This is a genomic window from Pedococcus soli, assembly GCF_054782575.1.
In genome coordinates, this window is record NZ_BAAGSF010000004.1 from 973,443 (window position 1) to 998,566 (window position 25,124).

General features: G+C 72.7%; 27 protein-coding genes and 1 riboswitch. Of the genes, 17 read left to right on the forward strand and 10 right to left on the reverse strand.

What is annotated here, in order from left to right; genetic code table 11:
* Window positions 1-18: 18 nt before the first annotated feature.
* Window positions 19-243, forward strand: a complete 225-nt coding sequence (locus ACYVKF_RS10635) for a hypothetical protein (protein ID WP_460966401.1) — start codon at window positions 19-21, stop codon at window positions 241-243.
* Window positions 244-343: 100 nt separating this feature from the next.
* On the opposite strand, the gene ACYVKF_RS10640 is transcribed toward ACYVKF_RS10635, so the two are convergent.
* From ACYVKF_RS10640 to ACYVKF_RS10655, 4 genes are all read right to left on the reverse strand, one after another.
* A complete protein-coding gene (locus ACYVKF_RS10640; RefSeq protein WP_056916224.1) occupies window positions 344-982 on the reverse strand; it encodes a D-alanyl-D-alanine carboxypeptidase family protein in 639 nt (212 codons plus the stop codon).
* A gap of 82 nt (window positions 983-1,064) precedes the next feature.
* The gene (locus tag ACYVKF_RS10645; protein ID WP_056916225.1) at window positions 1,065-1,826 is read right to left on the reverse strand and encodes an IclR family transcriptional regulator; all 762 of its coding nucleotides are present in this window, start codon (window positions 1,824-1,826) and stop codon (window positions 1,065-1,067) included.
* Window positions 1,827-1,829: 3 nt separating this feature from the next.
* Window positions 1,830-2,501 (reverse strand): response regulator, encoded by a 672-nt coding sequence (locus ACYVKF_RS10650; protein ID WP_056919381.1) that lies wholly within the window; start codon window positions 2,499-2,501, stop codon window positions 1,830-1,832.
* Entirely contained in the window at window positions 2,498-4,210 is a 1,713-nt protein-coding gene (locus ACYVKF_RS10655) for a sensor histidine kinase (protein ID WP_460966402.1), read from the reverse strand. Before ACYVKF_RS10655 ends, ACYVKF_RS10650 begins: the two co-directional genes overlap by 4 nt.
* A gap of 107 nt (window positions 4,211-4,317) precedes the next feature.
* Here ACYVKF_RS10655 and ACYVKF_RS10660 point away from each other — a divergent pair, with 107 nt between their 5' ends.
* The 5 genes from ACYVKF_RS10660 to rraA are packed head-to-tail and all read left to right on the forward strand — an operon-like array spanning window position 4,318 to window position 8,361.
* The gene (locus tag ACYVKF_RS10660) at window positions 4,318-5,340 is read left to right on the forward strand and encodes a Bug family tripartite tricarboxylate transporter substrate binding protein (protein WP_056916227.1); all 1,023 of its coding nucleotides are present in this window, start codon (window positions 4,318-4,320) and stop codon (window positions 5,338-5,340) included.
* Window positions 5,337-5,891, forward strand: coding sequence for a tripartite tricarboxylate transporter TctB family protein (locus tag ACYVKF_RS10665; RefSeq protein ID WP_082553217.1), 555 nt, complete (start codon window positions 5,337-5,339; stop codon window positions 5,889-5,891). The genes ACYVKF_RS10660 and ACYVKF_RS10665 overlap by 4 nt, the downstream gene beginning before the upstream one ends.
* Window positions 5,891-7,468, forward strand: coding sequence for a tripartite tricarboxylate transporter permease (locus ACYVKF_RS10670; RefSeq protein ID WP_056916228.1), 1,578 nt, complete (start codon window positions 5,891-5,893; stop codon window positions 7,466-7,468). The genes ACYVKF_RS10665 and ACYVKF_RS10670 overlap by 1 nt, the downstream gene beginning before the upstream one ends.
* Window position 7,469: 1 nt before the next feature.
* Complete coding sequence (locus ACYVKF_RS10675) at window positions 7,470-7,862, forward strand: universal stress protein (protein WP_056916229.1); 393 nt, start codon at window positions 7,470-7,472, stop codon at window positions 7,860-7,862.
* 4 nt (window positions 7,863-7,866) lie between these two features.
* Complete coding sequence (gene rraA / locus ACYVKF_RS10680) at window positions 7,867-8,361, forward strand: ribonuclease E activity regulator RraA (protein WP_157581455.1); 495 nt, start codon at window positions 7,867-7,869, stop codon at window positions 8,359-8,361.
* A gap of 119 nt (window positions 8,362-8,480) precedes the next feature.
* On the opposite strand, the gene ACYVKF_RS10685 is transcribed toward rraA, so the two are convergent.
* Window positions 8,481-9,506, reverse strand: a complete 1,026-nt coding sequence (locus tag ACYVKF_RS10685) for a hypothetical protein (protein ID WP_460966403.1) — start codon at window positions 9,504-9,506, stop codon at window positions 8,481-8,483.
* On the reverse strand, window positions 9,499-9,993 hold the full coding sequence (locus ACYVKF_RS10690; RefSeq protein WP_460966404.1) for an RNA polymerase sigma factor: 495 nt from the start codon (window positions 9,991-9,993) through the stop codon (window positions 9,499-9,501). The genes ACYVKF_RS10685 and ACYVKF_RS10690 overlap by 8 nt, the downstream gene beginning before the upstream one ends.
* 185 nt (window positions 9,994-10,178) lie before the next feature.
* Here ACYVKF_RS10690 and hutH point away from each other — a divergent pair, with 185 nt between their 5' ends.
* The 3 genes from hutH to ACYVKF_RS10705 all read left to right on the forward strand — a co-directional run bounded on the left by hutH (window position 10,179) and on the right by ACYVKF_RS10705 (window position 14,727).
* Window positions 10,179-11,762, forward strand: coding sequence for a histidine ammonia-lyase (gene hutH, locus ACYVKF_RS10695; RefSeq protein ID WP_460966405.1), 1,584 nt, complete (start codon window positions 10,179-10,181; stop codon window positions 11,760-11,762).
* An 83-nt stretch (window positions 11,763-11,845) separates the two neighbouring features.
* Complete coding sequence (gene hutU / locus ACYVKF_RS10700; protein ID WP_056916233.1) at window positions 11,846-13,504, forward strand: urocanate hydratase; 1,659 nt, start codon at window positions 11,846-11,848, stop codon at window positions 13,502-13,504.
* A gap of 74 nt (window positions 13,505-13,578) precedes the next feature.
* Window positions 13,579-14,727, forward strand: a complete 1,149-nt coding sequence (locus tag ACYVKF_RS10705) for a metallophosphoesterase (protein ID WP_460966406.1) — start codon at window positions 13,579-13,581, stop codon at window positions 14,725-14,727.
* A 22-nt stretch (window positions 14,728-14,749) separates the two neighbouring features.
* Here ACYVKF_RS10705 and ACYVKF_RS10710 read toward each other — a convergent pair whose 3' ends face one another.
* Window positions 14,750-15,226 (reverse strand): aminoacyl-tRNA deacylase, encoded by a 477-nt coding sequence (locus ACYVKF_RS10710; protein WP_056919375.1) that lies wholly within the window; start codon window positions 15,224-15,226, stop codon window positions 14,750-14,752.
* Window positions 15,227-15,277: 51 nt separating this feature from the next.
* Here ACYVKF_RS10710 and ACYVKF_RS10715 point away from each other — a divergent pair, with 51 nt between their 5' ends.
* From ACYVKF_RS10715 to ACYVKF_RS10735, 5 genes are all read left to right on the forward strand, one after another.
* On the forward strand, window positions 15,278-15,670 hold the full coding sequence (locus ACYVKF_RS10715) for a DUF2237 family protein (RefSeq protein WP_460966407.1): 393 nt from the start codon (window positions 15,278-15,280) through the stop codon (window positions 15,668-15,670).
* 140 nt (window positions 15,671-15,810) lie between these two features.
* Window positions 15,811-17,004: an allantoate amidohydrolase gene (locus ACYVKF_RS10720; protein ID WP_056919557.1), complete on the forward strand. Its 1,194-nt coding sequence runs from the start codon at window positions 15,811-15,813 to the stop codon at window positions 17,002-17,004.
* Window positions 17,001-18,326: a formimidoylglutamate deiminase gene (locus ACYVKF_RS10725; protein ID WP_056916237.1), complete on the forward strand. Its 1,326-nt coding sequence runs from the start codon at window positions 17,001-17,003 to the stop codon at window positions 18,324-18,326. The genes ACYVKF_RS10720 and ACYVKF_RS10725 overlap by 4 nt, the downstream gene beginning before the upstream one ends.
* Entirely contained in the window at window positions 18,323-19,522 is a 1,200-nt protein-coding gene (hutI, locus tag ACYVKF_RS10730) for an imidazolonepropionase (protein WP_460966408.1), read from the forward strand. Before ACYVKF_RS10725 ends, hutI begins: the two co-directional genes overlap by 4 nt.
* Window positions 19,519-19,902, forward strand: a complete 384-nt coding sequence (locus ACYVKF_RS10735) for an ankyrin repeat domain-containing protein (protein WP_056916238.1) — start codon at window positions 19,519-19,521, stop codon at window positions 19,900-19,902. The genes hutI and ACYVKF_RS10735 overlap by 4 nt, the downstream gene beginning before the upstream one ends.
* A gap of 64 nt (window positions 19,903-19,966) precedes the next feature.
* Here the strand turns inward: ACYVKF_RS10735 and ACYVKF_RS10740 are convergent, their stop codons facing one another.
* Complete coding sequence (locus ACYVKF_RS10740) at window positions 19,967-20,257, reverse strand: helix-turn-helix domain-containing protein (protein ID WP_056916239.1); 291 nt, start codon at window positions 20,255-20,257, stop codon at window positions 19,967-19,969.
* Window positions 20,258-20,322: 65 nt separating this feature from the next.
* Between ACYVKF_RS10740 and map the strand changes: the two genes are divergently transcribed.
* Complete coding sequence (gene map, locus ACYVKF_RS10745; RefSeq protein ID WP_460966409.1) at window positions 20,323-21,102, forward strand: type I methionyl aminopeptidase; 780 nt, start codon at window positions 20,323-20,325, stop codon at window positions 21,100-21,102.
* Between the two features lie 54 nt (window positions 21,103-21,156).
* Here map and ACYVKF_RS10750 read toward each other — a convergent pair whose 3' ends face one another.
* Window positions 21,157-21,411 (reverse strand): DUF4235 domain-containing protein, encoded by a 255-nt coding sequence (locus tag ACYVKF_RS10750; protein WP_235529201.1) that lies wholly within the window; start codon window positions 21,409-21,411, stop codon window positions 21,157-21,159.
* Between the two features lie 106 nt (window positions 21,412-21,517).
* Window positions 21,518-21,620, forward strand: a riboswitch (TPP riboswitch).
* 83 nt (window positions 21,621-21,703) lie between these two features.
* On the opposite strand from ACYVKF_RS10750, the gene ACYVKF_RS10755 reads away from it, so the two are divergent.
* Together ACYVKF_RS10755 and ACYVKF_RS10760 are read left to right on the forward strand one after the other, a co-directional pair.
* Window positions 21,704-22,435, forward strand: coding sequence for an ECF transporter S component (locus ACYVKF_RS10755; protein ID WP_460966410.1), 732 nt, complete (start codon window positions 21,704-21,706; stop codon window positions 22,433-22,435).
* Between the two features lie 13 nt (window positions 22,436-22,448).
* Complete coding sequence (locus tag ACYVKF_RS10760; RefSeq protein WP_460966411.1) at window positions 22,449-24,716, forward strand: ATP-binding cassette domain-containing protein; 2,268 nt, start codon at window positions 22,449-22,451, stop codon at window positions 24,714-24,716.
* A gap of 25 nt (window positions 24,717-24,741) precedes the next feature.
* On the opposite strand, the gene ACYVKF_RS10765 is transcribed toward ACYVKF_RS10760, so the two are convergent.
* Complete coding sequence (locus ACYVKF_RS10765; protein ID WP_056916242.1) at window positions 24,742-25,029, reverse strand: excalibur calcium-binding domain-containing protein; 288 nt, start codon at window positions 25,027-25,029, stop codon at window positions 24,742-24,744.
* Window positions 25,030-25,124: the final 95 nt, after the last annotated feature.

Sequence of the window (25,124 nt, forward strand, 5' to 3'; positions counted from 1 at the left end):
TGCGGCCAGACTGGTCGCATGGAGAACAGCCGGGGGAACCGCAACCAGACCTACCTCAACATCGCCTGGGCACTGACGCTCGTGCTCGTCATCTGGGCGATCGTCGTGGGGAACACCGACGTCCCGTCGTGGACGGTCGCGATCCCGGCCGTCGTCACCGGCTTCTGGTGGGCGTTCGGCCCGGGCGTCGTCGGGGGCGAGGTGCCCGAGGGCCGCAACCGGGAACGCAACCGCGGCCGCTAGCGGGTCCCGGGCGACTGCCGGGGACCACCGTCCGAGCAGGCTGGGGGCGGCCGGGGGCGGCTGGAGAAGACTGGGGCCGTGGCCAGGGCCGGCGCGTCGGTCAGCCTGCGGCGTTGGGCTTGCGGGCCGGGCAGACGTTCGTCGCCACGTACTCGAAGTGCCACCACTCGTTGTCGTAGGCCCGGCAGACGCCGTACTCCGCGCCGTGCTCCTCGAGCCAGGCTGCGACGTTCTCGGGCCGCACGTCCACGGCATACCCCTTGACGTGGGCCGAGGCCAGGGGTGGCAGGACCCACTTGGTCGCCTCGGCGCGTGAGCCGTACTTCGTGACCGCACGGTCGAAGAGCACCTGCTGGTAGCGCTCGCTGCGCCACGCCGACTTGATCTGGGGCGACAGCCCGGCTGCCCGCGCCCCGGCGAACGCCGACGTGAAGGCCTTGGCGGCGGCGGGCTGCATGTTCGTGGTGCCGGGGACCGGTGCCGACAGGGCGATGCTCTTGGTGGGGGCGGGGATCCGGTCCGTGACCACCGGGGCGAATCCCTCTGCAGAGACGTCCTGCGCCGTGGTGGCGGGGGCCGGTGCGGTGGCCCGGGGCGGAGCCGACGTCGCGCCGGACGCGTGGACCGGAGCGGGGGTGTCGCCACGGGTGACCGCGTACGCGGCGGCGCCGGAGACGGCCACCAGCGTGAGGAGGACGACGACGGTCCGACGCAGCCGGGCGCGACGACGCTCGGACATGGGTCTGCTCCCCGCCACCGAACTCACCCCCTCGTCAGCTCCACTATCCCTCGGGCCGAGTGTGCCAGCAGGAGAGCCGAACTCAGCGGACCCCGCCGATCCGTGCCGTCAGCGTCGCGGCCACCCGGCCCACCGCGGCCACGAGGCGCGCGCGCTCCTCCGCGTCGACCTCGTCCCGCGGGAAGGTCAGGGCGACCCCCGCCACGGGGTGGCCGGTGTGGTCGAGCACGGCCCTCGCGACCGAGGACAGGCCGGCGCTGACGGAGTCGTCCTCGACGGCGTACCCGCGGGTGCGGACGGTGGTGAGCTCACGCCGCAGCTCGCTCACCGTCGTGGGCCCGTGGCCGTCGCGCTGGACGAGGGCGTCACGGTGCGGGAAGAGCGCGCGGACCTGCGCGGCGGGCAGCTCGGCCAGCATGGCGAGGCCGCTCGCGGTGAGCGGTGCGGGGAGCCGCACCCCCACGTCCGTGACGAGCAGGGGGCGTCCTGGTGCACGCTCCTCGATGACGTAGAGGACGTCACGGCCGTGCAGCACGGCGAGGTGCGCGTTGTGGGTGGTGGTGTCGACGAGCCGGCCGAGCAGGGGACGGGCGATGCGCTGCAACGGCGCCTGTCGCTGGTAGGCGGACCCGAGCTCGAACGCCGCGACGCCCAGCCCGTACCGGCGCTCCTCCTCGAGGTGCGTGACGAAGCCGTGGTCCCGCAGCACCGCGAGCAGGTGGTAGGTGGTGGACCTGGGCAGTCCGAGCTCACGGGCGATCGCCCCGGCGGGGAGCGGTTCGGTATGGCGCGCCAGCAGGGTGAGGAGCTCGAGGGTGTGCCGGGCGGCGGGGGCGTTGGCCACGCGTCACGCGCCCCAGCGGTACCGGCGTTCGGGGCGACCGGCGGAGCCGTACCGCAAGGAGACCTCGGCCTGGCCGATGCTGCAGAAGTACTCGAGGTAGCGGCGCGCGCTGACCCGGCTCACGCCGACGAGCTCGGCCGCCTCGGTCGCGGACAGGTTGCCGTCAGCGTCGCGCAGGGCCTCCTCGACGAGCGTCGCCGTCTGCGGGCTCATCCCCTTGGGCAGCGCTGCGGCGGGTGCGCTCCCGCCGCGGGACAGCACCCGGTCGATGTCCTCCTGGCCGCGCACCTGGGCGGCGGCGAGCGCATCACGCTGCGCCGCATACCTTTCCAGTCGTTCCCGGAGGTCCTCGAAGCCGAAGGGCTTGAGCACGTAGTCGACCACGCCCTGGCGCAGGGCGCCCCGGACGGAGTCGGCCTCCTTCGCCGCGGTGATGACCATGACGTCGCAGTCGTGCCCGGCGCTGCGCAGCTCGGCGAGCACGTCGAGGCCGAAGGTGTCGGGCAGGTAGAGGTCGAGCAGCACGAGGTCGGGCGTGAGCCGGGCCGCCGCGGCGACGGCATCCGCGCCGGTGTGGCAGGTACCCACGACCTCGAATCCCTCGACGCGGGAGACGAATCCGGTGTGGACGCGGGCCACCATGAAGTCGTCGTCGACGACCAGGACCCGGATCACCGGTGCGCCTCTGCGCGGGTGTCCTCGTGGTCCTCGGCCGGGTTGCCGGTTCCCGCTGGGGCGACCGGGGTGATGCCGAGGTGGGCGACGAACATCGCACCGCCGCCCTCGCTCGTCCCGAGCTGCACCTCACCGCCACGACGCTGGCAGACGAGCCGGGTCAGGGCGAGGCCGATGCCGCGGTCGCCCGACGTGGCTGCCTTGGTGGTGAAGCCGTTGGCGAAGACCTCCTGTGCGACCTCGGGCGGGATGCCGGGGCCGGAGTCGCTCACGACGACCTGGACGCTCGAGGCATCCTGTCGGATCTCGACCTCCACCCACTGGCCCGGGCCTCCGCCGCTCACGGCGTCGATGGCGTTGTCGACGAGGTTGCCGACCACCGTCGCGACGTCCGCGGAGTCGTCGGCCTCGAGCCGGTCGAGCGAGGTCTCCTCGGACACCCGGAGGTCGGCCCGCCGCTCGGACGCCAGGGACGCCTTGGCCATGAGGAGCGCGGAGACGGCGGGGTCGCGGACGCGGCTGTTGACGAGCAGGTCGAGGGACTGGCGGCGTTCGGTCACGGCGTCGACGTAGCGCACGACCTCGTCGTACTCGCCGAGCTGGATCAGCCCGCTGATGGTGTGCAGCTGGTTGGCGAACTCGTGGGTCTGCGCCCGCAGCAGCTGGGTGGTGCTGCGGAACGACCCCAGCTCGCGCTCGAGGTCGGCCAGGGCGGTCCGGTCCCGCAACGTCGTCACCGTCCCAAGGTGCCGGCCGTCGCGGGTGACGCGCATGCGGTTCATGACCAGCACGCGGCCGCGCCGGATCACGACCTCGTCGCGCGGGTCCTCGTCGCCGCCGTCCCCGCCGCCGTCCCCGCTGCGGTCGCCGTCGGGGCCGGTGCCCGTGAGGACGTCGAGGAGGCGCCCCTCGACGCGCAGGTCCCGCAGGCTCATCCCCGCCGCGTGCTCGGGCAGGTCGAGGAGGCGCCGGGCCACGTCGTTGACCAAGGTGATCCGGTCGTGCGGGTCGAGCGCCAGCACACCCTCGGCGATCCCGTACAGGAGCGCCTCACGGTGCTCGGCCAGGCCGGTGATCTCGTGCGGTTCGAGGCCGAGCGTCTGTCGTTTGATGCGGCGGGCGAGCAGCCACGACCCGGCCACGCCGAGGAGCAGGGCGATGCCGAGGTAGGTGAGCAGGTAGGACGAGGCGCCGCGCAGGCGTTCCCAGATCGACGGGAAGTCCTCGGCGATCATCACGGTGCCGAGGTGCTCCCCGTAGTGGCCCTCGGCCACGCTGAGGACCGGCACCTGGCTGACGAGCATGCGGTCGCCGTCGATGTCCATGGTCCCGGACCAGCTCGCCCCGACACCGACAGAACGGGCTCCGAGCGGCAGCGGCCGGGTCTCGAGCGACGGGTCGGTGGAGACCCGCACCTTCTCGTCCTCGTCGGCGATGGTCACGGCCGTGACCCGGGACTGGGTGACCGTCTGGAGGGCGAGCGTGGCCAGGCCGGTGCGCTGCTCGGGGAGGCTGAGGTTGAACAGGACGAGAGGGTTGGTGGCCAGCTGCTCGGCGAGGGCCGACACCCGGCGCCCCTCCACGCGGTTGAACGTCGCCTGGGACTGGGCCAGGGACACCGCGCCGACACTGACCAGGACGACCGCGATGATGCCCAGCTGGAGGAAGAGCAGCTGCCCGGCCAACGTCCGTCGGCGCAGTGCACGCATGACCACTATGAACTCAACCTTCTCTGGTGACACAAGGGCGACGTAGGACGTACCGGACGAGCACGATCATCCCGCTCGACCCCTTCCACGCGAAAGAGGCCTCAACGATGAGAGCTCGATACACCGGTCTGGTTGCCGCGGCAGCCATGGCCTCCACCCTGCTCGTCTCCGCCTGCGGCGCCACCGCCAAGCAGGGCGACGACACCGCAGCCGGCGCCACCGGTGCGGCCGACGGCAAGCCGGCCAGCGGCCTACAGCTCATGGTCCCGAACTCCCCCGGCGGCGGTTACGACACCACGGCCCGCACGGCGGCCAAGGTCCTGGAGTCCGACAAGATCACCAACTCGGTGCAGGTGTTCAACCTCCCGGGTGCCGGTGGCACGGTGGGCCTGCAGCGCGTGGTCAACGAGAAGGGCAACGGCAAGCTGGCCATGCAGATGGGCCTGGGTGTCGTGGGCGCGGCCTACACGCAGAAGTCGAAGGCGACCCTGAACGACACCACGCCGATCGCCAAGCTGATCGAGGAGGCCGGCGCCATCGTCGTGCCGAAGGACTCGCCCTACAAGGACATCAACCAGCTGGTGGCCGCCTGGAAGGCCGACCCCAAGAAGCTCGCCGTGGGTGGCGGCTCCTCGCCGGGCGGTCCCGACCACCTGCTCCCGATGCAGCTGGCGAAGGCGGTCGGCATCGACCCCAAGTCCGTCAGCTACGTGTCCTACGACGGTGGCGGCGAGCTCCTGCCCGCCCTGCTGGGCAACAAGATCGCCTTCGGTGCCAGTGGTTTCGGTGAGTTCCTCGACCAGGTCGAGGCCGGAGAGGTGCGGGTGCTCGCGGTGACCAGCGAGCAGCCGATCGACGCCCTCAAGGACGTCAAGACGCTCAAGGACCAGGGCATCGACCTCGTCTTCACGAACTGGCGCGGCATCGTGGCGCCCCCCGGCATCTCCGACGCCGACAAGCAGGTCTGGATCAACGCCCTGACGAAGATGCACGGCTCGAAGGCCTGGAAGGACGAGGAGGCCAAGCGCGGCTGGACCGACGCGTTCGAGACCGGCGACGAGTTCGGCACCTTCCTCAAGGAGCAGGACACCCAGGTCGCCGACATCCTCAAGGAACTGGGCCTCGCATGAGCCAGCAGCACCCCGAGACGACGGTCGACACCAGCGCTGCCGGCGCTGTCGACGGCACGGGACACGGGACGAAGGACCGCGCGCAGTACGGACTGTGCGCCGGCCTCGGCCTGCTCGGTGCCTACGTCCTGTTCGACGCCAGCCGCATCGGCGCCGTGGCGAGCAGCAACGACCCGGTGGGCCCCAAGCCCATGCCGATCCTGCTCGGGGTGCTGCTGATCATCGTCGCCGTCCTGTATGCCGTGGACGTCGCCCGCGGGGGCGCCGGTGAGGCGGAGGAGGGTGAGGACATCGACCTGGAGACCAGCGTCGACTGGCGCACCATCGGCCTGCTCATCGGCGCCTTCGCGGTCAACGCCGTGCTCATCGAGCCGCTGGGCTGGGTGATCAGCGGGGCCCTGCTCTTCTGGGGCTCCGCGTTCGCGCTCGGCAACCGCCACCACGTCCGCGGTCTCGCGGCCGGGGTGGCGCTCTCGCTCATCACCTTCTACGCCTTCGCGATCGGCCTCGGCGTCAACCTGCCCGCGGGCATCCTGCAGGGAATCCTCTGATGGACAACATCAACAGCCTCATCGGGGGCTTCGGCGACGTCCTGTCGCCGATGAACCTCCTCATCGCCCTGCTCGGCGTCACCGTCGGCACGGCCGTCGGCGTGCTGCCCGGCATCGGACCGGCCATGACGGTCGCGCTCCTCCTGCCGATCACCTACGGCCTCGAGCCGGTCCAGGGACTGATCCTGTTCGCGGGCATCTTCTACGGCGGCATGTACGGCGGGTCGACCACCTCGATCCTGCTCAACACCCCGGGAGAGTCCTCGTCGGTCGTCACCGCCATCGAGGGCAACAAGATGGCCAAGGCGGGCCGGGCCGCCCAGGCGCTCGCCACCTCGGCCATCGGCTCCTTCGTCGCCGGCACCATCGGCACGCTCGGCATCGTCTTCCTCATGCCGCAGGTCGTGAAGTTCGCGATCAGCCTCGGCGCGCCGGAGTACCTCGCGATCATCCTGCTCACCTTCACCGGTGTGACCGCGGTGCTCGGCGCCTCACGGATCCGTGGGATGGCGGCTCTGCTCGTCGGCCTGACGATCGGCGTCGTCGGCATCGACTTCGTCACCGGACAGCAGCGCCTCACCGGTGGCCTGCCGCAGCTGGCGGACGGCATCGACGTGGTCGTGGTGGCCGTCGGCATCTTCGCGGTCGGCGAGGCCCTGTGGGTCGCCGCCCACCTGCGCCGCAAGGCCGGCTCGGTCATCCCCGTCGGGCGTCCCTGGATGGGCCGCGACGACTGGCGCCGCTCTTGGAAGCCGTGGCTGCGCGGCACCGCTCTCGGCTTCCCGTTCGGCGCACTCCCCGCGGGTGGTGCGGAGATCCCGACCCTGCTCTCCTACACCGCGGAGAAGAAGCTCACCAAGCACCCGGAGGAGTTCGGGCACGGGGCCATCGAGGGCGTCGCCGGACCCGAGGCAGCCAACAACGCCTCCGCCGCGGGCACGCTCGTGCCGATGCTCGCGCTGGGCCTGCCGACCAACGCCACCGCGGCGATCATGCTCGCGGCGCTGCAGGGCTGGGGCATCGAGCCCGGACCGCTGCTCCTCACCAAGGAGCCGGCCCTCGTCTGGGCCCTCATCGCCAGCCTCTTCGTCGGCAACCTCATGCTGCTGCTGCTCAACCTGCCGCTGGCACCGGCGTGGGCGAAGCTGCTCCAGATCCCTCGTCCCTACCTCTACGCCGGCATCCTCTTCTTCGCCTCCATGGGTGCGTATGCCGTCAACTCCCAGCCGTTCGACCTGTGGCTGCTGCTCGTGCTGGGCCTGATCGGGTTCGCGATGCGGCGCTTCGGTCTCCCGGTCCTGCCGCTCATCGTCGGCGTCATCCTGGGGCCGCTCGTCGAGCGCCAGGGGCGTCGCGCCCTGCAGCTCACGGGTGGCGACCTCTCCGGTCTCATCGGTGGTCCGGTCGCGTGGTTCTGCTACGCGCTCATCGTCATCGCGATCGCCTGGCCGTTGGTCAGCCTGGTCCGCGGTCGCCGTGGCCGTCGAGGCCCCGGAGGCGGCGACGCCGGGGGCGACGGGCCCGAACCGCTCACCAATGCCCGCGCCGGACACAGCTTCAACTCCTCGGAGGCCTGACATGACTGTTCTCGTGGGCTTCGTGCCCAACGCCCTCGGCGAGGCGGCGCTCACCGCGTCCGTCGCCGAGGCCCGTCGCCGCGGCGAGCGGCTGCTCGTCGTCAACATGTCCCGCGACGACGTCCTGGTGGACGCCCGCCGCGCCGGCCAGGACCAGCTCGACCGGGTCCGCCGTGACCTCGACGAGCTGGACCTCGAGTTCGAGGTGCGCCAGATCGCCGAGGGTGGCGACGCGGCCGAGGTGCTGCTCGACGTGTCGGAGCAGGAGGAGGTGTCGGTCATCGTCATCGGCCTGCGCCACCGCACCCCGGTCGGCAAGCTGCTCCTGGGCTCGGCGGCACAGCGGATCCTGCTCGACGCGCACTGCCCCGTCCTCGCGGTCAAGGCAGGCTGAGCCCGTGAGCGACCAGACGACCGACCAGACCGGCATTGCGACGGCCGACCTCTACGACGAGCACGGCGAGGCCCTCCAGTCCTGCTCGGTGCAGCTGCGCCACTACGGCGGCCGGACCGTGTTCCACGGCACCATCAGCACGATCCGGTGCCACCGCGACAACGCGCTGGTCAAGGCGACGCTGAACGAGCCCGGTGAGGGCAAGGTGCTGGTGGTCGACGGGGGTGCGTCGCTGGAGTCGGCCCTCATGGGTGACCTCATCGCCGCGGCCGCAGTGGCCAACGGCTGGGCCGGGGTCGTCATCCACGGCGCCGTCCGTGACGTGGTGGCCCTCCGTGGGCTGCCGATGGGGACACTGGCCCTCGGCTCGAACCCCCGCAAGAGCGCCAAGGACGGTGTCGGGGAGCGCGACGTGGTCGTGAGCTTCGGTGGTGTCGACTTCGTGCCGGGTCAGACCCTGTGGGCCGACGAGGACGGCATCCTCGCCACGAGGGCCTGACCGGACGGGTCCCGACTCCGGACCTCCGCGGCGACGGTGGTGCGAGCCGGGTGCGGGCGCCCACCCCTCATGGGCGCCCGACCCCCTCGGACGGGGCGGGGTGCGAACCCCTCCCCGCCTCACGGACGGACCTGCGGCCACGAGGGCCAGTCCTCCGCGAGTCGTGAGTCGGCCACCTCGCCGACGGCGGTCACCGGGACCTGTCGCACGCTCCAGCCGGCTCCGCGGTCGGTGCTCACGTGCAGCGTGCCGTGCGTCCACGTGCTCGCGGCCAGGGGCGGGTCGGAGCCCTCCCAGCCGACCGGCACGACGTAGTAGGCGAGGGTGTCTGCCGTGCTCACGTCGCACATGACCACCCGGACCGGCTCCCTGGTGGCCAGGACGTGCCGGCCTCGGGACCCGTCCGGTTCGACCCAGCGCGCCTCGTAGCTGAAGTCCACGCCGTTGGGGTCGGTGAACGTGTCGGCATACCCCCACAGGACCGAGCCGCGGTCGGCGGACCAGTGCTGGTTGTCCACGTCCAGCGGCGCCACCGTCCGCCTCGCCAGGTCCACGACGCAGAGCAGGCCCCCGAGGCAGCGCGTCGTCGTGAGGCCGGGACGGGGACGGACGAAGGCGTGGGAGCGCAGGTCCGTGAGGTCGACGGGATCCGGCAGGCGCGGGTCGAGGACCTGCGCCCGCCCGTCGGCGCCCTCGAGGTAGAACCGCCCGTCGGACAGGAAGTCCAGCCGCACGTAGCCGTTCGAGGGCAGGACCCACGTCCGCGTGAGGTCGTGGGTGACGACCTGCACGGCACTCCCGCACCGCCCGCTGGTGGCCGGGCTGGTGCCGTTGCACCGGGTCCACAGCTCGGCCGTCACGGACGGTTCGCCGGGTGCCTCGGTCTCGAGGACCAGCGAGCCGCGGGGGTTGCGGAAGATGTCCGCGACCTGCTGGTCGTGGACGCTCGGGGCGGCGGGCAGCGTGGTGGGACGTCCCGGTCCGAAGGTCGAGAGGGCCACGGCGACGGCGACGACCAGCGACAGCACTCCCACGAAGGAGCGCCGCGCCCGCCGGCGACGTGCGGCGACTTCCACCAGGTCGTCGAAAACCGGGGGTTCGAGGCGCTGCTCGAGCTGGAGGGTCAGGCTCCGGATGTCAGGCATGCTCGTGCTCCTCCACCTCGGTGAGCAGCAGCGACAGCTGCTCCCTGGCCCGGGACAGCCGTGACTTCACGGTGCCCTCGGGGATGTCGAGCTCCCTGGCGACCTGCAGGACGGAGCGGTCCGCGACGTAGTGCAGGACGGCGACGGTGCGCAGGTCCGGGGCGAGGGTGGCCAGGGCGGCGACGAGGGCGACATGGTCGGGACCGAGCTCCAGGGCCATGGCGGGGCCGGGCACCTGTCCGCCCCGTCGTTGCACGATCGCCAGGTGGCGCCAGCGGTTGCGCAGCTGGTTGAGGGCCACCGTCCGCAGCCACGCCTCCGGGTTGTCCAGCCTGGCGAAGCGCCGTCCGAGGCCGATGGCCCGGACGAACGCCTCCTGGACCGCGTCCTCCGCCTCGGCCTGGTCGCCGCTCAGGGCGAGCATCTGCACGACGAGGCGGCGGTACGACGCGGCATACACGCGTCGGACGGCGTCCTGACTGTCCATCGCCCACCTCGGCTCTGCTCCTGATGCTGACACCTGGACGACACCTGGGCGACCCCTTTGGTTCGCGTGACCCGCGGCGCCCCCCGTTCGGTCGGTCGTGGCACCAGGCAGCTACGTCTCGCATCCGAGACGGTATGCCGCCCGCAGGACTCCTGTGGGGGCCCTGCCTCCGCTGTGATGGGGGGATGACCACCACTGCACCCCTCTCCGGCGCCGAGTCCTCCGTCGCCACGGTCACCGTCGGGATCGACGCGCTGTCCTTCGAGGACGTCGTCGCCGTCGCCCGCCACGACGCCCCGGTCGAGCTCTCGCCCCAGTCGCTGGAGGAGGTCCGTCGGACCCGTGCCGTGATCGAGGCCCTGGCCGACGACACCCAGGCGCACTACGGTGTCTCGACCGGCTTCGGCGCGCTGGCCACCCGGCACATCCCGGTCGAGCTCCGTGCCCAGCTCCAGCGCTCCCTGGTCCGCTCGCACGCCGCCGGCTCCGGTGCCGAGGTCGAGCGCGAGGTCGTGCGGGCCCTGATGCTGCTGCGCATCTCGACGCTGGCCACCGGACGCACCGGCATCCGCGAGGAGACGCTGACGACCTACGTCGCGATGCTCAACGCCGGCATCACCCCGGTGGTCCACGAGTACGGCTCGCTCGGCTGCTCCGGCGACCTCGCTCCGCTGTCCCACTGCGCGCTCGCCCTCATGGGGGAGGGCGTGGTCCGCGACGCGGACGGCGAGAAGATGCCCACGGCGGAAGCCTTCGCCGCGGCCGGGATCACCCCGGTCGAGCTGCGCGAGAAGGAGGGGCTGGCCCTCATCAACGGCACCGACGGCATGCTCGGGATGCTCGTCCTCGCGATCACCGACCTGCGGATGCTGCTCAAGGTCGCCGACGTCACCGCTGCGATGAGCGTCGAGGGCCAGCTCGGCACCGACGACGTCTTCGCCGCCGACCTGCACGCCCTGCGCCCCCAGCGCGGCCAGGCGCTGTCGGCCTCGAACCTGCGCAAGGTCATGCAGGACAGCGGGATCCGCGACAGCCACCGCGACCCCGAGGCCTGCACCCGGGTCCAGGACGCCTACTCCCTGCGCTGCTCGCCACAGGTCGCCGGCGGCGTCCGCGACACCGTCGAGCACGCCGCCACGGTGGCCGGGTTCGAGCTGGCGTCGGCCGTCGACAACCCGGTCGTCACCCCTGACGGCAGGGTCGAGTCCAACGGCAACTTCCACGGGGCACCGGTCGCCTACGTGCTCGACTTCCTCGCCATCGTCGCGGCCGACCTCGCCTCCATCTCCGAGCGACGGACCGACCGCTTCCTCGACGTCTCGCGCAACCATGGGCTGCACGCGTTCCTCGCCGACGACCCCGGCGTCGACAGCGGCTACATGATCGCGCAGTACACCCAGGCCGCGATCGTCTCGGAGATGAAGAGGCTGGCCGCCCCCGCCTCGGTCGACTCGATCCCCAGCAGCGCCATGCAGGAGGACCACGTGTCGATGGGCTGGTCCGCGGCCCGCAAGCTGCGTCGCTCGGTCGACGGCCTCACCCGCGTCCTGGCCGTCGAGCTGCTCACCGCGGCGCGGGCCCTCGACCTGCGGGCCCCGCTGACGCCGGCTCCAGCCACGGCTGCCGTCGTCGCCGCCCTGCGTGCGGCCGGCGCCCCTGCCCCGGGCACCGACCGGTTCCTCGCCCCCGAGATCGAGACCGCGTTCCAGCTCGTCGCCAGCGGCGAGGCCCTGGCCGCGGCCGAGGCCGTCACCGGCCCGCTCAGCTGACCCCACGCCATACCCCGCCTGCCCCACCAGCCCGCCCCACCAGCCCGCCCCACCAGCCCCGAACTGCACCGAAGGAGAACGACATGGAAGGCGCTCGTCCCGTCCGCTCACCGCGCGGCACCCAGCTGACCCACGCCACCCACTGGGGCGCCGAGGCGCCGTTGCGGATGCTCATGAACAACCTCGACCCCGAGAACGCCGAGCGTCCCGACGACCTGGTCGTCTACGGCGGCACCGGCCGTGCGGCCCGTGACTGGAAGTCGTTCGACGCGATGGTCCGGACCCTGTCGACGCTCAAGCAGGACGAGACCATGCTCGTGCAGAGCGGCCGTCCCGTCGGGGTCATGCAGACCCACGAGTGGGCGCCGCGCGTCCTCATCGCCAACTCCAACCTCGTCGGCGACTGGGCCACCTGGCCCGAGTTCCGCCGGCTCGAGCACCTCGGGCTGACGATGTACGGCCAGATGACGGCCGGGTCGTGGATCTACATCGGCACCCAGGGCATCGTCCAGGGGACGTACGAGACGTTCGGGGCGATCGCCGAGAAGCGTTTCGGGGGAACGCTCGCCGGCACGCTGACGCTGACCGCCGGGTGCGGCGGCATGGGCGGCGCCCAGCCACTGGCCGTCACGATGAACGAGGGCGCCTGCCTCATCGTCGACGTCGACGAGTCCCGGCTGCGCCGCCGGGTCGAGCACCGCTACCTCGACGAGGTCGCCGACTCGCTCGACGAGGCGATCGACAAGGCCGTCGCCGCCAAGAACGAGCGTCGCGCCTGGTCCGTCGGCGTCGTGGGCAACGCCGCGGAGGTGTTCCCCGAGCTGCTGCGCCGCGGGGTGCCGATCGACATCGTCACCGACCAGACCTCGGCGCACGACCCGTTGTCCTACCTGCCCGAGGGCATCGAGCTCGGCGACTGGCACGAGTACGCGGACAAGAAGCCCGAGGAGTTCACCGACCGCGCCCGCGAGTCGATGGCCAGGCACGTGCAGGCGATGGTCGAGTTCCAGGACGCCGGCGCCGAGGTCTTCGACTACGGCAACAGCATCCGCGACGAGGCCCGGCAGGGCGGCTACGACCGCGCGTTCGAGTTCCCCGGGTTCGTCCCGGCCTACATCCGCCCGCTGTTCTGCGAGGGGAAGGGCCCGTTCCGCTGGGCCGCGCTCTCGGGCGACCCCAAGGACATCGCGGCGACCGACAAGGCCGTCCTCGACCTGTTCCCCGACAACGAGCGGCTGCACAAGTGGATCCGCGGCGCCCAGGACCGGATCGCGTTCCAGGGCCTGCCCGCCCGCATCTGCTGGCTCGGCCAGGGCGAGCGCGACAAGGCCGGGCTCGCGTTCAACGAGCTCGTCCGCACCGGTGAGGTCAGCGCGCCTCTGGTCATCGGCCGCGACCACCTCGACACGGGTTCGGTGGCCAGCCCCTACCGCGAGACCGAGTCCATGCTCGACGGCTCCGACGCGATCGCCGACTGGCCCCTGCTCAACGCCCTCGTCAACACCTCCTCGGGTGCGAGCTGGGTCTCGATCCACCACGGTGGTGGCGTCGGCATCGGTCGTTCGCTGCACGCCGGCCAGGTCTCGCTCGCCGACGGCACCGAGCTGGCCGCGCAGAAGCTCGCCCGCGTGCTGACGAACGACCCCGCCATGGGCGTCATCCGGCACGTCGACGCCGGGTACGACATCGCCGAGCGCACCGCTGCCGAGCAGGGCGTCCGCATCCCCATGCGCGAGGGCTGACCAGCCCGTCCACGACCTACGTCAGGCGACGTATGCCGCGTGGTGACCACGCGGCATACGCTCGCTGGACGGGGGTGAGGGCACTGGGACGACAGGCACGGTTCGAGGCGGTCCGCCGGCCTGCCCCGGCACCGGTGGTCGCGGCCCTCGTCGGGGCCGTCCTCGCGCTCGGCGCCTGCACGGGCTCGACGTCGAAGGCCGCCGGTGCGGTGACGTCCGGGCCGAGCGTGGCGGTGGCCGGCAAGGGCAGCTCGACCTATGGCACCTCGACGGTCGAACCCCCGACCCCCTCTGCGCCGGTGCCCACGGTGGGCGACCCGGCGACGACCTTCACGTTCGCCGTCATCCCCGACACCCAGCCCGAGGTCAAGGCCGACGACCCGCGGACGGACACCCGGATCGCGTGGCTCGTGCAGCACCGCGACCAGCTCAACCTCCAGTGGGTCCTGCACAGCGGCGACGTCCAGGACTGGGACACCCCGGACCACCAGCAGTGGGTCAGCATGAGCACACGGTTCAAGGCGCTGGGGGCTGCCGGGATCCCGTTCATCGCCTCGCCCGGCAACCACGACACCGCGGCGGTCTGCGAGGGCGGTTCGGCCTGCCCCGGTGCCGACACCGCCGCGACCGTCCGCGACACGACCCTGTGGAACCAGTACTACCCGCCGAGCTATTTCGGCTTCACCGGACTGGCCGAGCCGGGGAAGTCGGACAACGGCTACCGCACGTTCCGCGCGGGCGGGGTGGACTGGCTCGTGCTCAGCCTCGAGCTCTGGCCGCGACCCGAGATCGTGCAGTGGGCCACGGGGGTCGTGGCCGCGCACCCGAAGGACAACGTCATCGTGCTGACCCACATGTTCCTCGAGGGCGACGGGTCGATCTCGCAGACCAACGGCGGGTACGGCGCGACCAGTCCCCAGCAGCTCTGGGACGCGCTCAAGCCGTACCCGAACGTCGTCATGACCTTCTCGGGCCACACCGGCCAGGTCGTGAGCGAGACGACCCCGGCCGCCGACGGCCACCCGGTCGCGATGTTCCTGCAGGCCATGCACGCCCCCGACACCAACCCGGTGCGCCTCGTCACGGTCGACACCGCCACCGGGACGGTCACGACGCAGGTGCGGGCCAGCTACGACCGGTCCAGGCCACCGGGGCAGCGCGACGTCGAGGAGGTCTACCCCTACTCGCGCACCCTCAGCGGTATGCGGTTCGTCCGCCCCTGAGGGGGCACCGGGACCGGATCGGTCAGCCGGCTGGCTCGGTGACGTCGGCCACCTGCGCGCCCAGGGCCTCGACGATGTCGTCCGCCTGCGCGGTGGCCGCCACCCCGTGGGCCCCCGCACCGATCGACACGAGCCGGCCGGCCACCGTCGCGTCGGCGACGACCGGCCAGGCGGTGGTCGAGCCGAACGGCGTGATGGTGCCGCGCTCGTAGCCGGTGACGTCCTTGGCCGTGGCGGCATCGGGCATCGACATCCGGTTGACACCGAGCAGCGCCCGCAGCTTGGGCCACGAGATCTCGCGCCCGCCCGGCACGAGCACGAAGAGGTAGTCGTCCTCGGCCCGGCGCACGACCAGCGTCTTGATGATGTCGTGCGGTTCGACGCCGCGGGCGGCAGCGGCCTCCTCGAGGGACCCGACCCGCCCGTGCCTGGTCAGGGTGTGCTCGATCCCGCTGTCGGCCAGCGCCTGGGCCGCGCGCTGGGCACCGTCGTCACTCATGGAGCCAGCCTAGGTCTCCTGCCGCCGGGGCGGGGGTGCCATGCTGGGGCGGTGAACGAGCGCAACGTCCTCGGTGGCGACCTGGAGCCCTGCGGCACCGAGCCCATGACCGGCTTCTTCCGGGACGGGTGCTGTCGCACCGGCGCCGAGGACCTCGGCAGCCACACCATCTGCGCGGTGGCGACCGCGGAGTTCCTCGAGCACCAGCGCGGTATCGGCAACGACCTGTCCAACCCGATGCCCGAGTACGGCTTCCCCGGCCTGGTGCCGGGGGACCGCTGGTGCGTCACGGCCCTGAACTGGGCCCGGGCCTTCAGCGACGGTGTGGGTGCTCCCGTGGTCCTCGCCTCCACCCACGAGTCGGTGCTGACCCTGGTGCCGCTCGGGGTGCTGCAGCAGCACGCGGTCGACGTGCCCTCCGACATCAGCTCGCTCGAGCCGTAGAAGTCTCCCATCCGAGACACATTGCCGGTGTCGCCCCGGTCGGCGCCGGCCCGTGGGGTGTGGAATGGTCAGGTCGTCGGTCCGAGGCCGACCAGCCAGCCGAGCACCGGAGTCGAGAGGGCAGCGTGAGCTTCGAGTCGATGTGGGCCGACCTGCAGCCCGTCGGGCGCAGTGCGGCCTCCGGTGGCTACCGCCGCTTCGCCTGGACGCGCGAGGACCACGACCTTCGCGAGTGGTTCGCCGCGGAGGCGACCCGCCGTGGACTCGACCTCACCGAGGACCGGATGGGCAACCAGTGGGCCTGGTGGGGCGACCCCGACCAGGCGGTCCGCGACGGCGACAAGGGTGTCGTCACCGGCTCCCACCTCGACAGCGTTCCCGACGGCGGTGCCTTCGACGGTCCACTCGGTGTGGTGAGCGCCTTTGCCGCCGTGGATGCGTTGCAGGGCAACGGGTTCGCCCCGCGCCGCCCCATCGGCATCGTCAACTTCGTCGACGAGGAGGGTGCGCGCTTCGGTGTCGCGTGCGCCGGCTCCCGCGTCATCACCGGGGCCATGACGGCCCGCCGGGCCCGTGGCCTCACCGACGCCGACGGCACCTCGATGGCCGACGCGCTCGCCGCCGCCGGGCGCGACCCGCACCAGATCGGCCGCGACGACGAGACGGTCGGCAGGATCGGGGCGTTCGTCGAGCTGCACGTCGAGCAGGGGCGAGGGCTCATCGACCTCGGCCAGCCGGTGGCCGTCGGCACGGACATCTGGCCGCACGGCCGCTGGCGGCTCGACTTCCCCGGCGAGGCCAACCACGCCGGGACCACGCGCCTCGAGGACCGCCAGGACGCGATGCTGGGGTTCGCCGGGGCCGTCCTCGCCGCCCGCGAGGCCGCGATCAACCACGGGTGCGTGGCGACGGTGGGCAAGGTCGCCGTCGTCCCGGGCGGCGTCAACGCCGTTCCCAGTGCGGTCACCGGCTGGCTCGACGCGCGCGGCGCCAAGCCCCGCGCCGTCCGCCGTGCGGTCGCCGACGTGCAGGGCATGGTCGAGCAGGCCGGCGGCCACGTGACGGAGGAGTCCTGGACGCCGTCGACGCCGTTCGACCCGTCCCTCTCGGCGCGGATCGCGACCAGGCTCGGCGGCATACCGGCGCTCGGCACCGGTGCCGGGCACGATGCCGGCATCCTCGCGAACGCCGGGGTGCCCACGGCGATGCTCTTCGTCCGCAACCCCACGGGCATCTCCCACTCGCCCGCGGAGCACGCCGAGACCTCCGACTGCCTCGAGGGCGTCGCCGCCCTCACCGCCGTCCTCGAGGACCTCGCCGGGGAGGCCGGATGACGACCTACTGGGCCGAGCACGCCTGGCTCCCCACGGGACTGGCGACCGACGTGCGGTTCGAGGTGGTGGAGGGGCGGTTCGTCGCCGTCCACCGCAAGGCGCGCCCCGCCCCGGGGGACGAGCGGCTCCACGGCGTCGTCCTCCCCGGGCTGGCGAACGCGCACAGCCACGCGTTCCACCGCGCGCTGCGCGGCCGCACGCACGTCGACGGCGGCAACTTCTGGACGTGGCGCGACCAGATGTATGCCGTGACGCGGCACCTCACGCCGGACACGTACTTCGCCCTCGCCAGGGCGGTCTTCGCCGAGATGGCGCTGGCCGGCATCACGGCTGTCGGCGAGTTCCACTACCTGCACCACGCACCGGGCGGCAAGCGGTACGACGACCCCAACGCCATGGGTCACGCCCTGGTCTCCGCCGCCCAGGAGGTGGGGATCAGGCTCACGTTGCTCGACACCTGCTACCTCGCCGGGGGGCTGACGGGTGACGGGCACCTGCCCCTCGACGACGTCCAGGTGCGCTTCTCCGACGGTGACGTCGACGCGTGGGCCGCCCGGGTCGCGGCCCTCGAGCCGGGCCTGACCACCCGCATCGGGGCGGCGGTGCACTCGGTGCGAGCCATCCCGCGCGACCAGCTCGAACCCATGGCGCAGGTGACCCGGGGACGCATCGTGCACGCGCACGTCAGCGAGCAGCCGGCCGAGAACCTCGCCACCCAGATGTTCTACGGCGCCACCCCCACCGCGCTGCTCGCCGAGGCGGGTCTGGTCAACGAACGCTTCTCCGCGGTCCACGCGACCCACCTCACCGACGAGGACGTTCGCCTCCTCGGCGACGGGCGGGCGACGGCCTGCTTCTGCCCGACGACCGAGCGCGACCTCGCCGACGGGATCGGCCCCGCCCGCACGCTCGCGGACCACGGGGTGCGGTTGTCCCTCGGGTCCGACCAGCACGCGGTGATCGACCCGTTCGAGGAGCTCCGCGGCCTGGAGATGCACGAGCGGCTCACGAGCAACGAGCGTGGCCGGTTCACCGGGGACGAGCTCCTGCGAGCCGCCGGCGTCGACGGGTACCGCAGCCTCGGCTGGAACGACATCGGCGACATCGCCGAGGGGCAGGTCGCCGACTTCGTCCTCGTGCGCACCGACACCGTCAACACGGTGGGATCCAAGGCGGCCCAGATCCTCTACAGCGCAACGCGATCCGACGTCGACCTCGTCGTCGTGGGGGGCCGCGCCGTCGTGCGCGACGGCGCCCACGAGCTCGGGGACGTCGCAGGCCTCCTCTCGAAGGCGCTCGCCGACGTCAGGGAGCACCGGTGAGCAGCACCGTCGTCACCGGGATCGGTGAGCTCCTCACGTGCGACGGGATGGACGGGCCGGTCGGCGGTCGCCTGGGGCTGCGGCACGGAGCGGCCGTGGTCGTGGAGGACGGACTGGTCGCGTGGCTCGGCACTGCGACCGACGCCCCGGCCGCGGACCACCGGGTCGACGTCGGTGGGCGCGCGGTCATCCCGGGGTTCGTCGACTCGCACGCGCACCTCGTCTTCGCCGGGGACCGCGGCGAGGAGTTCGCAGCGCGGATGGCGGGGACGCCCTACGACGGCGGTGGCATCGGTGTCTCCGTCCGGGCGACCCGGGCCGCCACCGATGACGAGCTGAGGGCCCTGGTGGCCGCCCGGTTCGCCGAGATGCGGGCCCAGGGAACGACCACCGTCGAGGTCAAGAGCGGCTACGGCCTCACGGTGGAGGACGAGGTCCGCGCCCTGCGCATCGCCTCGGAGTTCACGACCGAGACGACGTTCCTGGGGGCGCACGTGGTGCCCGCCGAGTACGCCGCCGACCGCGCGGCATACCTCGAGCTCGTCACCGGGCCGATGCTCACGGCGGCGGCACCGCACGCGCGGTGGGTCGACGTGTTCTGCGAGCCGCACTCGGCCCACGCCTTCACCGCGGAGGAGGCGCGCGCCGTCCTGCTCGCCGGGCGGGAGGCCGGGCTGGGGCTGCGCGTCCACGGCAACCAGCTGGGTCCGGGCCCGGGTGTCCAGCTCGCCGTCGAGCTCGGCGCCGCCAGCGTCGACCACTGCACCCACCTGTCCGACGACGACGTCACCGCCCTCGCCGACGCGGCGGGCACCACGGTGGCGACGCTCCTGCCCGGCGTGGAGTTCTCGACCCGGTCGCCCTACCCGGACGCCGCCGGCCTGCTGCGTGCCGGTGTCGACATCGCCCTCGCCACGGACTGCAACCCGGGCACCTGCTACTCGTCGTCGATGCCGTTCGTCATCGCCCTGGCCGTCCGAGAGATGGGCCTCACCCCCGGTGAGGCCGTGTATGCCGCGACCGCCGGCTCGGCGAAGTCGTTGCGCCGCAGCGACATCGGACGGATCGTCGTTGGTGGGAGGGCCGACATCACCGTGCTCGACGCCCCCTCGCACGTGCACCTGTCCTACCGCGCCGGCGTGCCCATCGCGCGGGTGCTGGACCTCTCCGGCGCGTCCACGGGGGTGGCGGGATGAGCGGGCCCGAGCCCGCCCCCGAGCTCGTCGAGGTCGCGCACGCCTGCTTCGACTTCGCCCGGCACGGCGACACCCCGCGCCTGCTCGCCTACGTCGCGGCCGGGGTGCCGGTCGACCTCACGGACGCGAGCGGCAACACGCTCCTGATGCTCGCCGCCTACCACGGTCACGCCGATGCCGTGCTCGGCCTCGCGGCGGCCGGCGCCGACGTCGACCGGACCAACGACCGCGGTCAGACGCCGCTGGCCGGGGCGGTCTTCAAGGGTGAGGACGAGGTGGTGCAGGCCCTGCTGGAGCACGGCGCCGATCCCGACCTCGGGACGCCGAGCGCCAGGGCCACGGCGGCGATGTTCGGTCGCGAGGACCTTCTCGCGCAGTGACCGCCAGCCGACCTCGGGAGGCCAACCGCTCCAGGTCGCCAGCCGGTCCCGGTCGCCAGCCGGTCTACGACGCCAGTCGGTCACGTCGACGGGCGGCAGGGGCGACGCCGTCGGCACCGTTGACCTCGGCCCACACGGCGTCGAGCGACAGGCCGAGGACGTCCGCGATCGCCGCGATGGTCGGGAACGCCGGTGTGGCGACGCGTCCCGACTCGATCTTGCGCAGCGTCTCCGGCGAGAGGTGGGCGTCGAGAGCCGTCTCGAGCATCGGGCGGTCTCCTCGGGCCCGACGCAGCAGGGCGCCGAGACGCTGCCCGCGTTCGACCTCGGCGGGGGTGAGTGGCAACCTGACCATGGTCGGATACTAATACCGGGATACCCTTACCGGGATAGTTATTGGATGTTCCGGAAAGGCCGCGCATGATCGAGATCCTCAGCCCCACCCAGCTCGTCCGGGCCAGGGAACCCGGTGCCCTCGTCGCGGACATCCTGCAGACCCTGAGGTCGCGCAGCGCGGTCGGGACCAACCTGCTCGACATCGACCGGTGGGCCAAGGCGATGATCCTCGAGGCCGGCGCGGTGTCCTGCTACGTCGACTACGCACCGTCCTTCGGACGCGGTCCCTTCGGCCACCACATCTGCACCTCGGTGAACGACGCGGTGCTGCACGGCCTCCCGCGCGACCTCGTGCTGGCGGACGGCGACCTCGTCTCGCTCGACCTCGCCGTGTCGCTGGGCGGGATCGTCGCGGACTCGGCGATCAGCTTCGTCGTCGGTGACTCCCAGCCGGCCGAGAGCCTGGCGCTCATCGACGCGACCGAGCGGGCCCTCGCGGCCGGGATCGCCGTCGCCGGCCCGGGCGCCCGGATCGGGGACCTCTCCCACGCGATCGGCTCGAGCCTCCGGGCGTCCGGCTACTCGGTCAACACGCAGTTCGGCGGCCACGGGGTGGGTTCGACGATGCACCAGGACCCGCACGTCGCGAACGCCGGTCGGCCCGGACGTGGCTACACCCTGCGCCCCGGGCTGCTGCTGGCACTCGAGCCGTGGGTGATGGCCGACACCGACGAGCTGGTCACGGATGCCGACGGGTGGACGCTGAAGAGCGCCACCGGCTGCCGGACCGCGCACAGCGAGCACACCATCGCGATCACCGAGCACGGCGCCGAGATCCTCACGCTGCCGCGGGTGGCCAACTGAGGGACGTCTGACGCGGCGCTGGTCGTGTCGCCGGTCGCGGGGTCCGGACGCCTGTCAGGCCTCGCCGTCCTGCATGGCCTGGGGGAGGTGGCCGGCCGACTTCTCGTAGTACTGGGCGGCCTTGCGGGTCATCGCGACCTTGGCGGCGCCGGCCGCCAGCCCGGTGAGGGCGGCGAACGCGACCGCGTCCTTCCACGGCGTGCGCGGGTCGCGGGGGTCCAGCGTCGAGTCCTTGCCGGCCTTCTTCCAGATGGTCGTCACCAGCTTGTTCGCGACGATCCCGGCCAGCACCGCGGATCCCGTTCCCATGATTCTCCACACCATCGGGCCCATGTCGTCCTCCAGTCGTCGTGCAGGTCGCAGATCTCTGCGCTGTCGTCCTGTCCAGCCTTGCACAGGGTGGAGTAGCCTGCAGACGTCACGACAGGGGAGCGCGCAAGCGCTGAGAGTGCGGCCCACCGCAGACCCTCACACCTGATCCGGTTCGCACCGGCGTAGGGAGTCGAGTTCTCACGCACCTGTCGGCCGTCGTGCCTCTTCGGTGCGCTGGTCGGCAGGGGCAACCCCCTCGGAATCCAACGGATCCTCGGGAGGCACGACCATGAGCACCACCAACACCCCCGCCGGCTCGCCCGGCACCAGCACCACCAGCACGGCCACCACCAGCACGCCCGACGCCAGCACCGGCTCCACTGGCACCGGCGCCACGACCCCCGCCCGCCGCGGCAGTATCCGTGCGAGCGGCTCCCTGTTCGGGTGGCGCACGGTCGACCTGCTGACCGTCGCCTTCCTCGGCGCCGCGTTCGGCATCGCCTACTGGGGCTGGGGCCTCGCCTACGGCGGCCCGGCCGACCTCCTCGGCAAGGCCTTCCCACCCCTGCAGGGCGTCACCGCCGCTCCGTGGCTGATGGCCGGGGTCGTCGGTGGCCTCGTGATCCGGCGTCCCGGCGCAGCCCTCCTGTGCGAGGTCATCGCCGCGCTGGTCTCGATGCTCCCCGGCACCCAGTGGGGTGCGTCCACCCTGGTCTCCGGCATCCTCCAGGGCGCGGGCGCCGAGATCGCCTTCCTGCTCCTCGGGTACGGCGCCTTCGGCCTCGGTGCGGCGGCTCTCGCCGGTGCCCTCAGCGCGCCCCTCGAGGCGGTCTACGAGTGGCAGGTCTACTGGACCGACTGGGGCATGGACTACAAGCTCCTCTACGGCGCCATCCTCACTGTGTCGGGAGCCGTCATCGCCGGCGGCCTCGGCTGGCTGCTGACCCGGGCGCTGGCCAAGGCCGGTGCCCTCGGCGCCTTCCCGGTCGGTCAGGAAGTCAGGGAGACCCGCGCTGTCTGACCTCGCCGGCCGCGTGCTGACCCCCGGTGACGTCCCCGTCGCCGGGGGCGCAGCCGGACGCGTCGAGGTCCGCGACCTCACGTGGCGCCCGTACGGCCGCCGCGAACCCGTGCTGCGCGGGATCGACCTCGTCGTCCCTGCGGGTCAACGCCTGCTGCTCGTCGGCCCCAGCGGGTCGGGCAAGTCCACCCTCCTGCGTGCCCTCGCGGGCGTGCTCGAGGTAGCCGACTCCGGTGAGCTCAGCGGTTCGGTCCTGCTCGACGGGACCGAACCGGGTGCCCGGGCCGGTGCCGTCGGCCTGGTGCTCCAGGAGCCCGGGGCGGGCGTGGTCTCGGCGACCATCGGGCGTGACGTCGCCTTCGGCCTGGAGAACACGGGTGTGCCGCGCGCGGACATGCCGGACCGCGTCGCCTCCGCGCTGGCGGCCGTGCACCTGACGATGCCGCAGGACACCCCCACGCACGCGCTCTCGGGTGGGGAGCAGCAACGCCTCGCGCTCGCCGGCGCGCTGGCCCTGGAACCCGGGCTGCTGCTCCTCGACGAACCGACCGCGATGCTCGACCCGGTCAACGCGGCCTCCGTCCGGGAGGTCGTCGACGAGGTGACGCGGTCCAGGGGCCTGACCACGGTCGTGGTCGAGCACCGGCTCGGGCCGTGGGTCGACTTCGCCGACCGGCTCGTCGTCCTGGACTCGGCGGGCAGGGTCGTCGCCGACGGCCCACCGGGCCGGGTCCTGGCCGACGAGGGCGAGGCCCTTGCCGCCCAAGGGATCTGGGTGCCCGGCGTCGCCGATCCCGATCCCATCCCGGTCCCCCCGGGGACGTTCGGGCCGGGCCGGCTCGGAGCGCACGTGGTGGCCCTCGACGCGGTCGACCTGCGGGTGGAGCGTTCGGTGCGTCGTCTGGACGGGTCGACCCGCACCAGCGTCGCCGTCGACGCCCAGTGGCTGCAGGTGAGAGCGGGTGAGTCACACGCCCTCATCGGCCCCTCGGGCGCGGGCAAGTCCACGCTCGTGCTCGCGCTCGCCGGGCTCGTGGACCGGCAGGGTGGTCAGGTGCGGGTCCACCCCGAGCTGGCGGTCGAGGGAGGTCGTGACCCTCGCGACTGGTCCACGAAGGACGTCGCCCGGACCCTCGCGTGGGTGCCGCAGTGGGCCAGCTCGACGCTGGTCGCCTCCACGGTCCTCGACGAGGTGATGACGACCTCCCGTGCCCTCGGCCTCGTGGAGTCCGAGGCCCTGGCCCGGTGCCGTGCCCTCCTCGGAGTGCTCGGGCTCGGGCACCTGGAGCAGGCCGATCCCCGTCACCTCTCCGGCGGCGAGCAGCGACGCCTCGCGATGGTGTCGGCCGTGGCCCACCAGCCCGCGGTCCTGCTCGCGGACGAGGCCACGGTCGGCCAGGACCGCAGGACGTGGGCGGCGGTCGTCGGCATCCTCGAGGCGTTGCGGGACGCCGACTCGGCCGTGGTCGTGACGACCCACGACGACGGGGTCGTCGACCGGGCGGACCGGGTCACCACCGTCAGCCGTCCCGCGCAGCCACCGAGCCCGCCCACGCCGCGACGGCCGCTGGTGGCGCGAGCCGGCCCCCTGGCCCTGCTCGCGGGGTCGCTGCTCGCCATACCGGCCGGGGTCGTGTCGCCGCACTGGCGCACGAGCCTTGCGGTCCTGGCCACCCAGCTGGTCCTCACCGGCCTCGCCCTGGCCGCCCCGGGGCGCGGGCCCCGGCCCAGGGGCCGGGCTGCCGGTGTCGCCGTGCGGATGGTGCCCGGCCTGGTCGGGGCGGTCTCCGTCGCGTGGTCGACGTGGCTGCTCGGCACCCGCGACCTCGACGTCGTCGCGACGGCCGGCCTGCGCGTCCTCGTCATCGTGCTGCCGTCCGCGGTGCTGATCCGGTACGTCGACGCCGACGCCCTCGGTGACCACCTCGCCCAGCAGCTGCGGCTCCCCGCACGTCCGGTCGTCGCGCTGGCTGCCGCCCTCCAGCGCGTGCACACGTTCGGCGACACCTGGGCCGAGATCGCGCGCGCTCGCAGGGTGCGGGGGATCGCCGCGACGGCACGGTCCCCGCGGTCGGTCCTGGACGAGGTCTGGGCGCTGACCCTGGGCATGCTCGTGCGCTCGCTCCAGGCGGCGGCGGTGCTCGCCGTGGCGATGGACGCCCGCGGGTTCGCCACGGCGTCGCGGCGTACGTGGGCGCACGCCGCACCCTGGGGGCTCGCGGACAGCCTCGTGCTGGTGCTCTCGCTCGCCCCGGTCGCCGTCGCGCTGCTGGCGGTCTAGCGCTGCCCGGGCGCGTCCGGTGCCGTCAGCGCTTCTCGCAGGCGATGCCGTCCTTGTCGCGGTCGCTCTTGGTGTTGAGCTTGTAGGTCGCCGCGCTGACGGTGAAGCTGGTGACCGGCTTGGTCGACCCGCTGACCTTGTCCTTGGCGCCGGGCCTGCCGACACCGTGCTTGTAGACCTTGTTCAGCTCGGTGCAGTTCTTGTAGGCCTTCGGCTTGGGGGCGGCCTCGGCCGAGACCGACGTCGCGATGACGAAGCCGCTGGAGAGCAGGGTGGAGGCGACGAGGGTGGCGAGGGCGGAACGGGAGCGCATGCGCGCACTCTCGCAGCCGGCCGGGTACGAAGCAGGCCTTTTCGCCACCTTCCGACCCTCCCCGCGGACAACCTCGGCCGGACGGCTGACCATCC

What these genes read in the sequence shown, in the direction of transcription:
- ACYVKF_RS10750 (WP_235529201.1), bottom strand. Translation starts at nt 21,411, where the DNA reads ATGGGAACGGGATCCGCGGTGCTGGCCGGGATCGTCGCGAACAAGCTG.
- ACYVKF_RS10755 (WP_460966410.1), top strand. Translation starts at nt 21,704, where the DNA reads ATGAGCACCACCAACACCCCCGCCGGCTCGCCCGGCACCAGCACCACC.
- ACYVKF_RS10690 (WP_460966404.1), bottom strand. Translation starts at nt 9,993, where the DNA reads ATGGACAGTCAGGACGCCGTCCGACGCGTGTATGCCGCGTCGTACCGC.
- ACYVKF_RS10765 (WP_056916242.1), bottom strand. Translation starts at nt 25,029, where the DNA reads ATGCGCTCCCGTTCCGCCCTCGCCACCCTCGTCGCCTCCACCCTGCTC.
- ACYVKF_RS10655 (WP_460966402.1), bottom strand. Translation starts at nt 4,210, where the DNA reads ATGCGTGCACTGCGCCGACGGACGTTGGCCGGGCAGCTGCTCTTCCTC.
- map (WP_460966409.1), top strand. Translation starts at nt 20,323, where the DNA reads ATGATCGAGATCCTCAGCCCCACCCAGCTCGTCCGGGCCAGGGAACCC.
- ACYVKF_RS10710 (WP_056919375.1), bottom strand. Translation starts at nt 15,226, where the DNA reads ATGAGTGACGACGGTGCCCAGCGCGCGGCCCAGGCGCTGGCCGACAGC.
- ACYVKF_RS10635 (WP_460966401.1), top strand. Translation starts at nt 19, where the DNA reads ATGGAGAACAGCCGGGGGAACCGCAACCAGACCTACCTCAACATCGCC.
- ACYVKF_RS10720 (WP_056919557.1), top strand. Translation starts at nt 15,811, where the DNA reads ATGTGGGCCGACCTGCAGCCCGTCGGGCGCAGTGCGGCCTCCGGTGGC.
- ACYVKF_RS10740 (WP_056916239.1), bottom strand. Translation starts at nt 20,257, where the DNA reads ATGGTCAGGTTGCCACTCACCCCCGCCGAGGTCGAACGCGGGCAGCGT.
- ACYVKF_RS10735 (WP_056916238.1), top strand. Translation starts at nt 19,519, where the DNA reads ATGAGCGGGCCCGAGCCCGCCCCCGAGCTCGTCGAGGTCGCGCACGCC.
- ACYVKF_RS10675 (WP_056916229.1), top strand. Translation starts at nt 7,470, where the DNA reads ATGACTGTTCTCGTGGGCTTCGTGCCCAACGCCCTCGGCGAGGCGGCG.
- ACYVKF_RS10640 (WP_056916224.1), bottom strand. Translation starts at nt 982, where the DNA reads ATGTCCGAGCGTCGTCGCGCCCGGCTGCGTCGGACCGTCGTCGTCCTC.
- hutU (WP_056916233.1), top strand. Translation starts at nt 11,846, where the DNA reads ATGGAAGGCGCTCGTCCCGTCCGCTCACCGCGCGGCACCCAGCTGACC.
- ACYVKF_RS10725 (WP_056916237.1), top strand. Translation starts at nt 17,001, where the DNA reads ATGACGACCTACTGGGCCGAGCACGCCTGGCTCCCCACGGGACTGGCG.
- ACYVKF_RS10685 (WP_460966403.1), bottom strand. Translation starts at nt 9,506, where the DNA reads ATGCCTGACATCCGGAGCCTGACCCTCCAGCTCGAGCAGCGCCTCGAA.
- ACYVKF_RS10665 (WP_082553217.1), top strand. Translation starts at nt 5,337, where the DNA reads ATGAGCCAGCAGCACCCCGAGACGACGGTCGACACCAGCGCTGCCGGC.
- hutH (WP_460966405.1), top strand. Translation starts at nt 10,179, where the DNA reads ATGACCACCACTGCACCCCTCTCCGGCGCCGAGTCCTCCGTCGCCACG.
- ACYVKF_RS10670 (WP_056916228.1), top strand. Translation starts at nt 5,891, where the DNA reads ATGGACAACATCAACAGCCTCATCGGGGGCTTCGGCGACGTCCTGTCG.
- ACYVKF_RS10660 (WP_056916227.1), top strand. Translation starts at nt 4,318, where the DNA reads ATGAGAGCTCGATACACCGGTCTGGTTGCCGCGGCAGCCATGGCCTCC.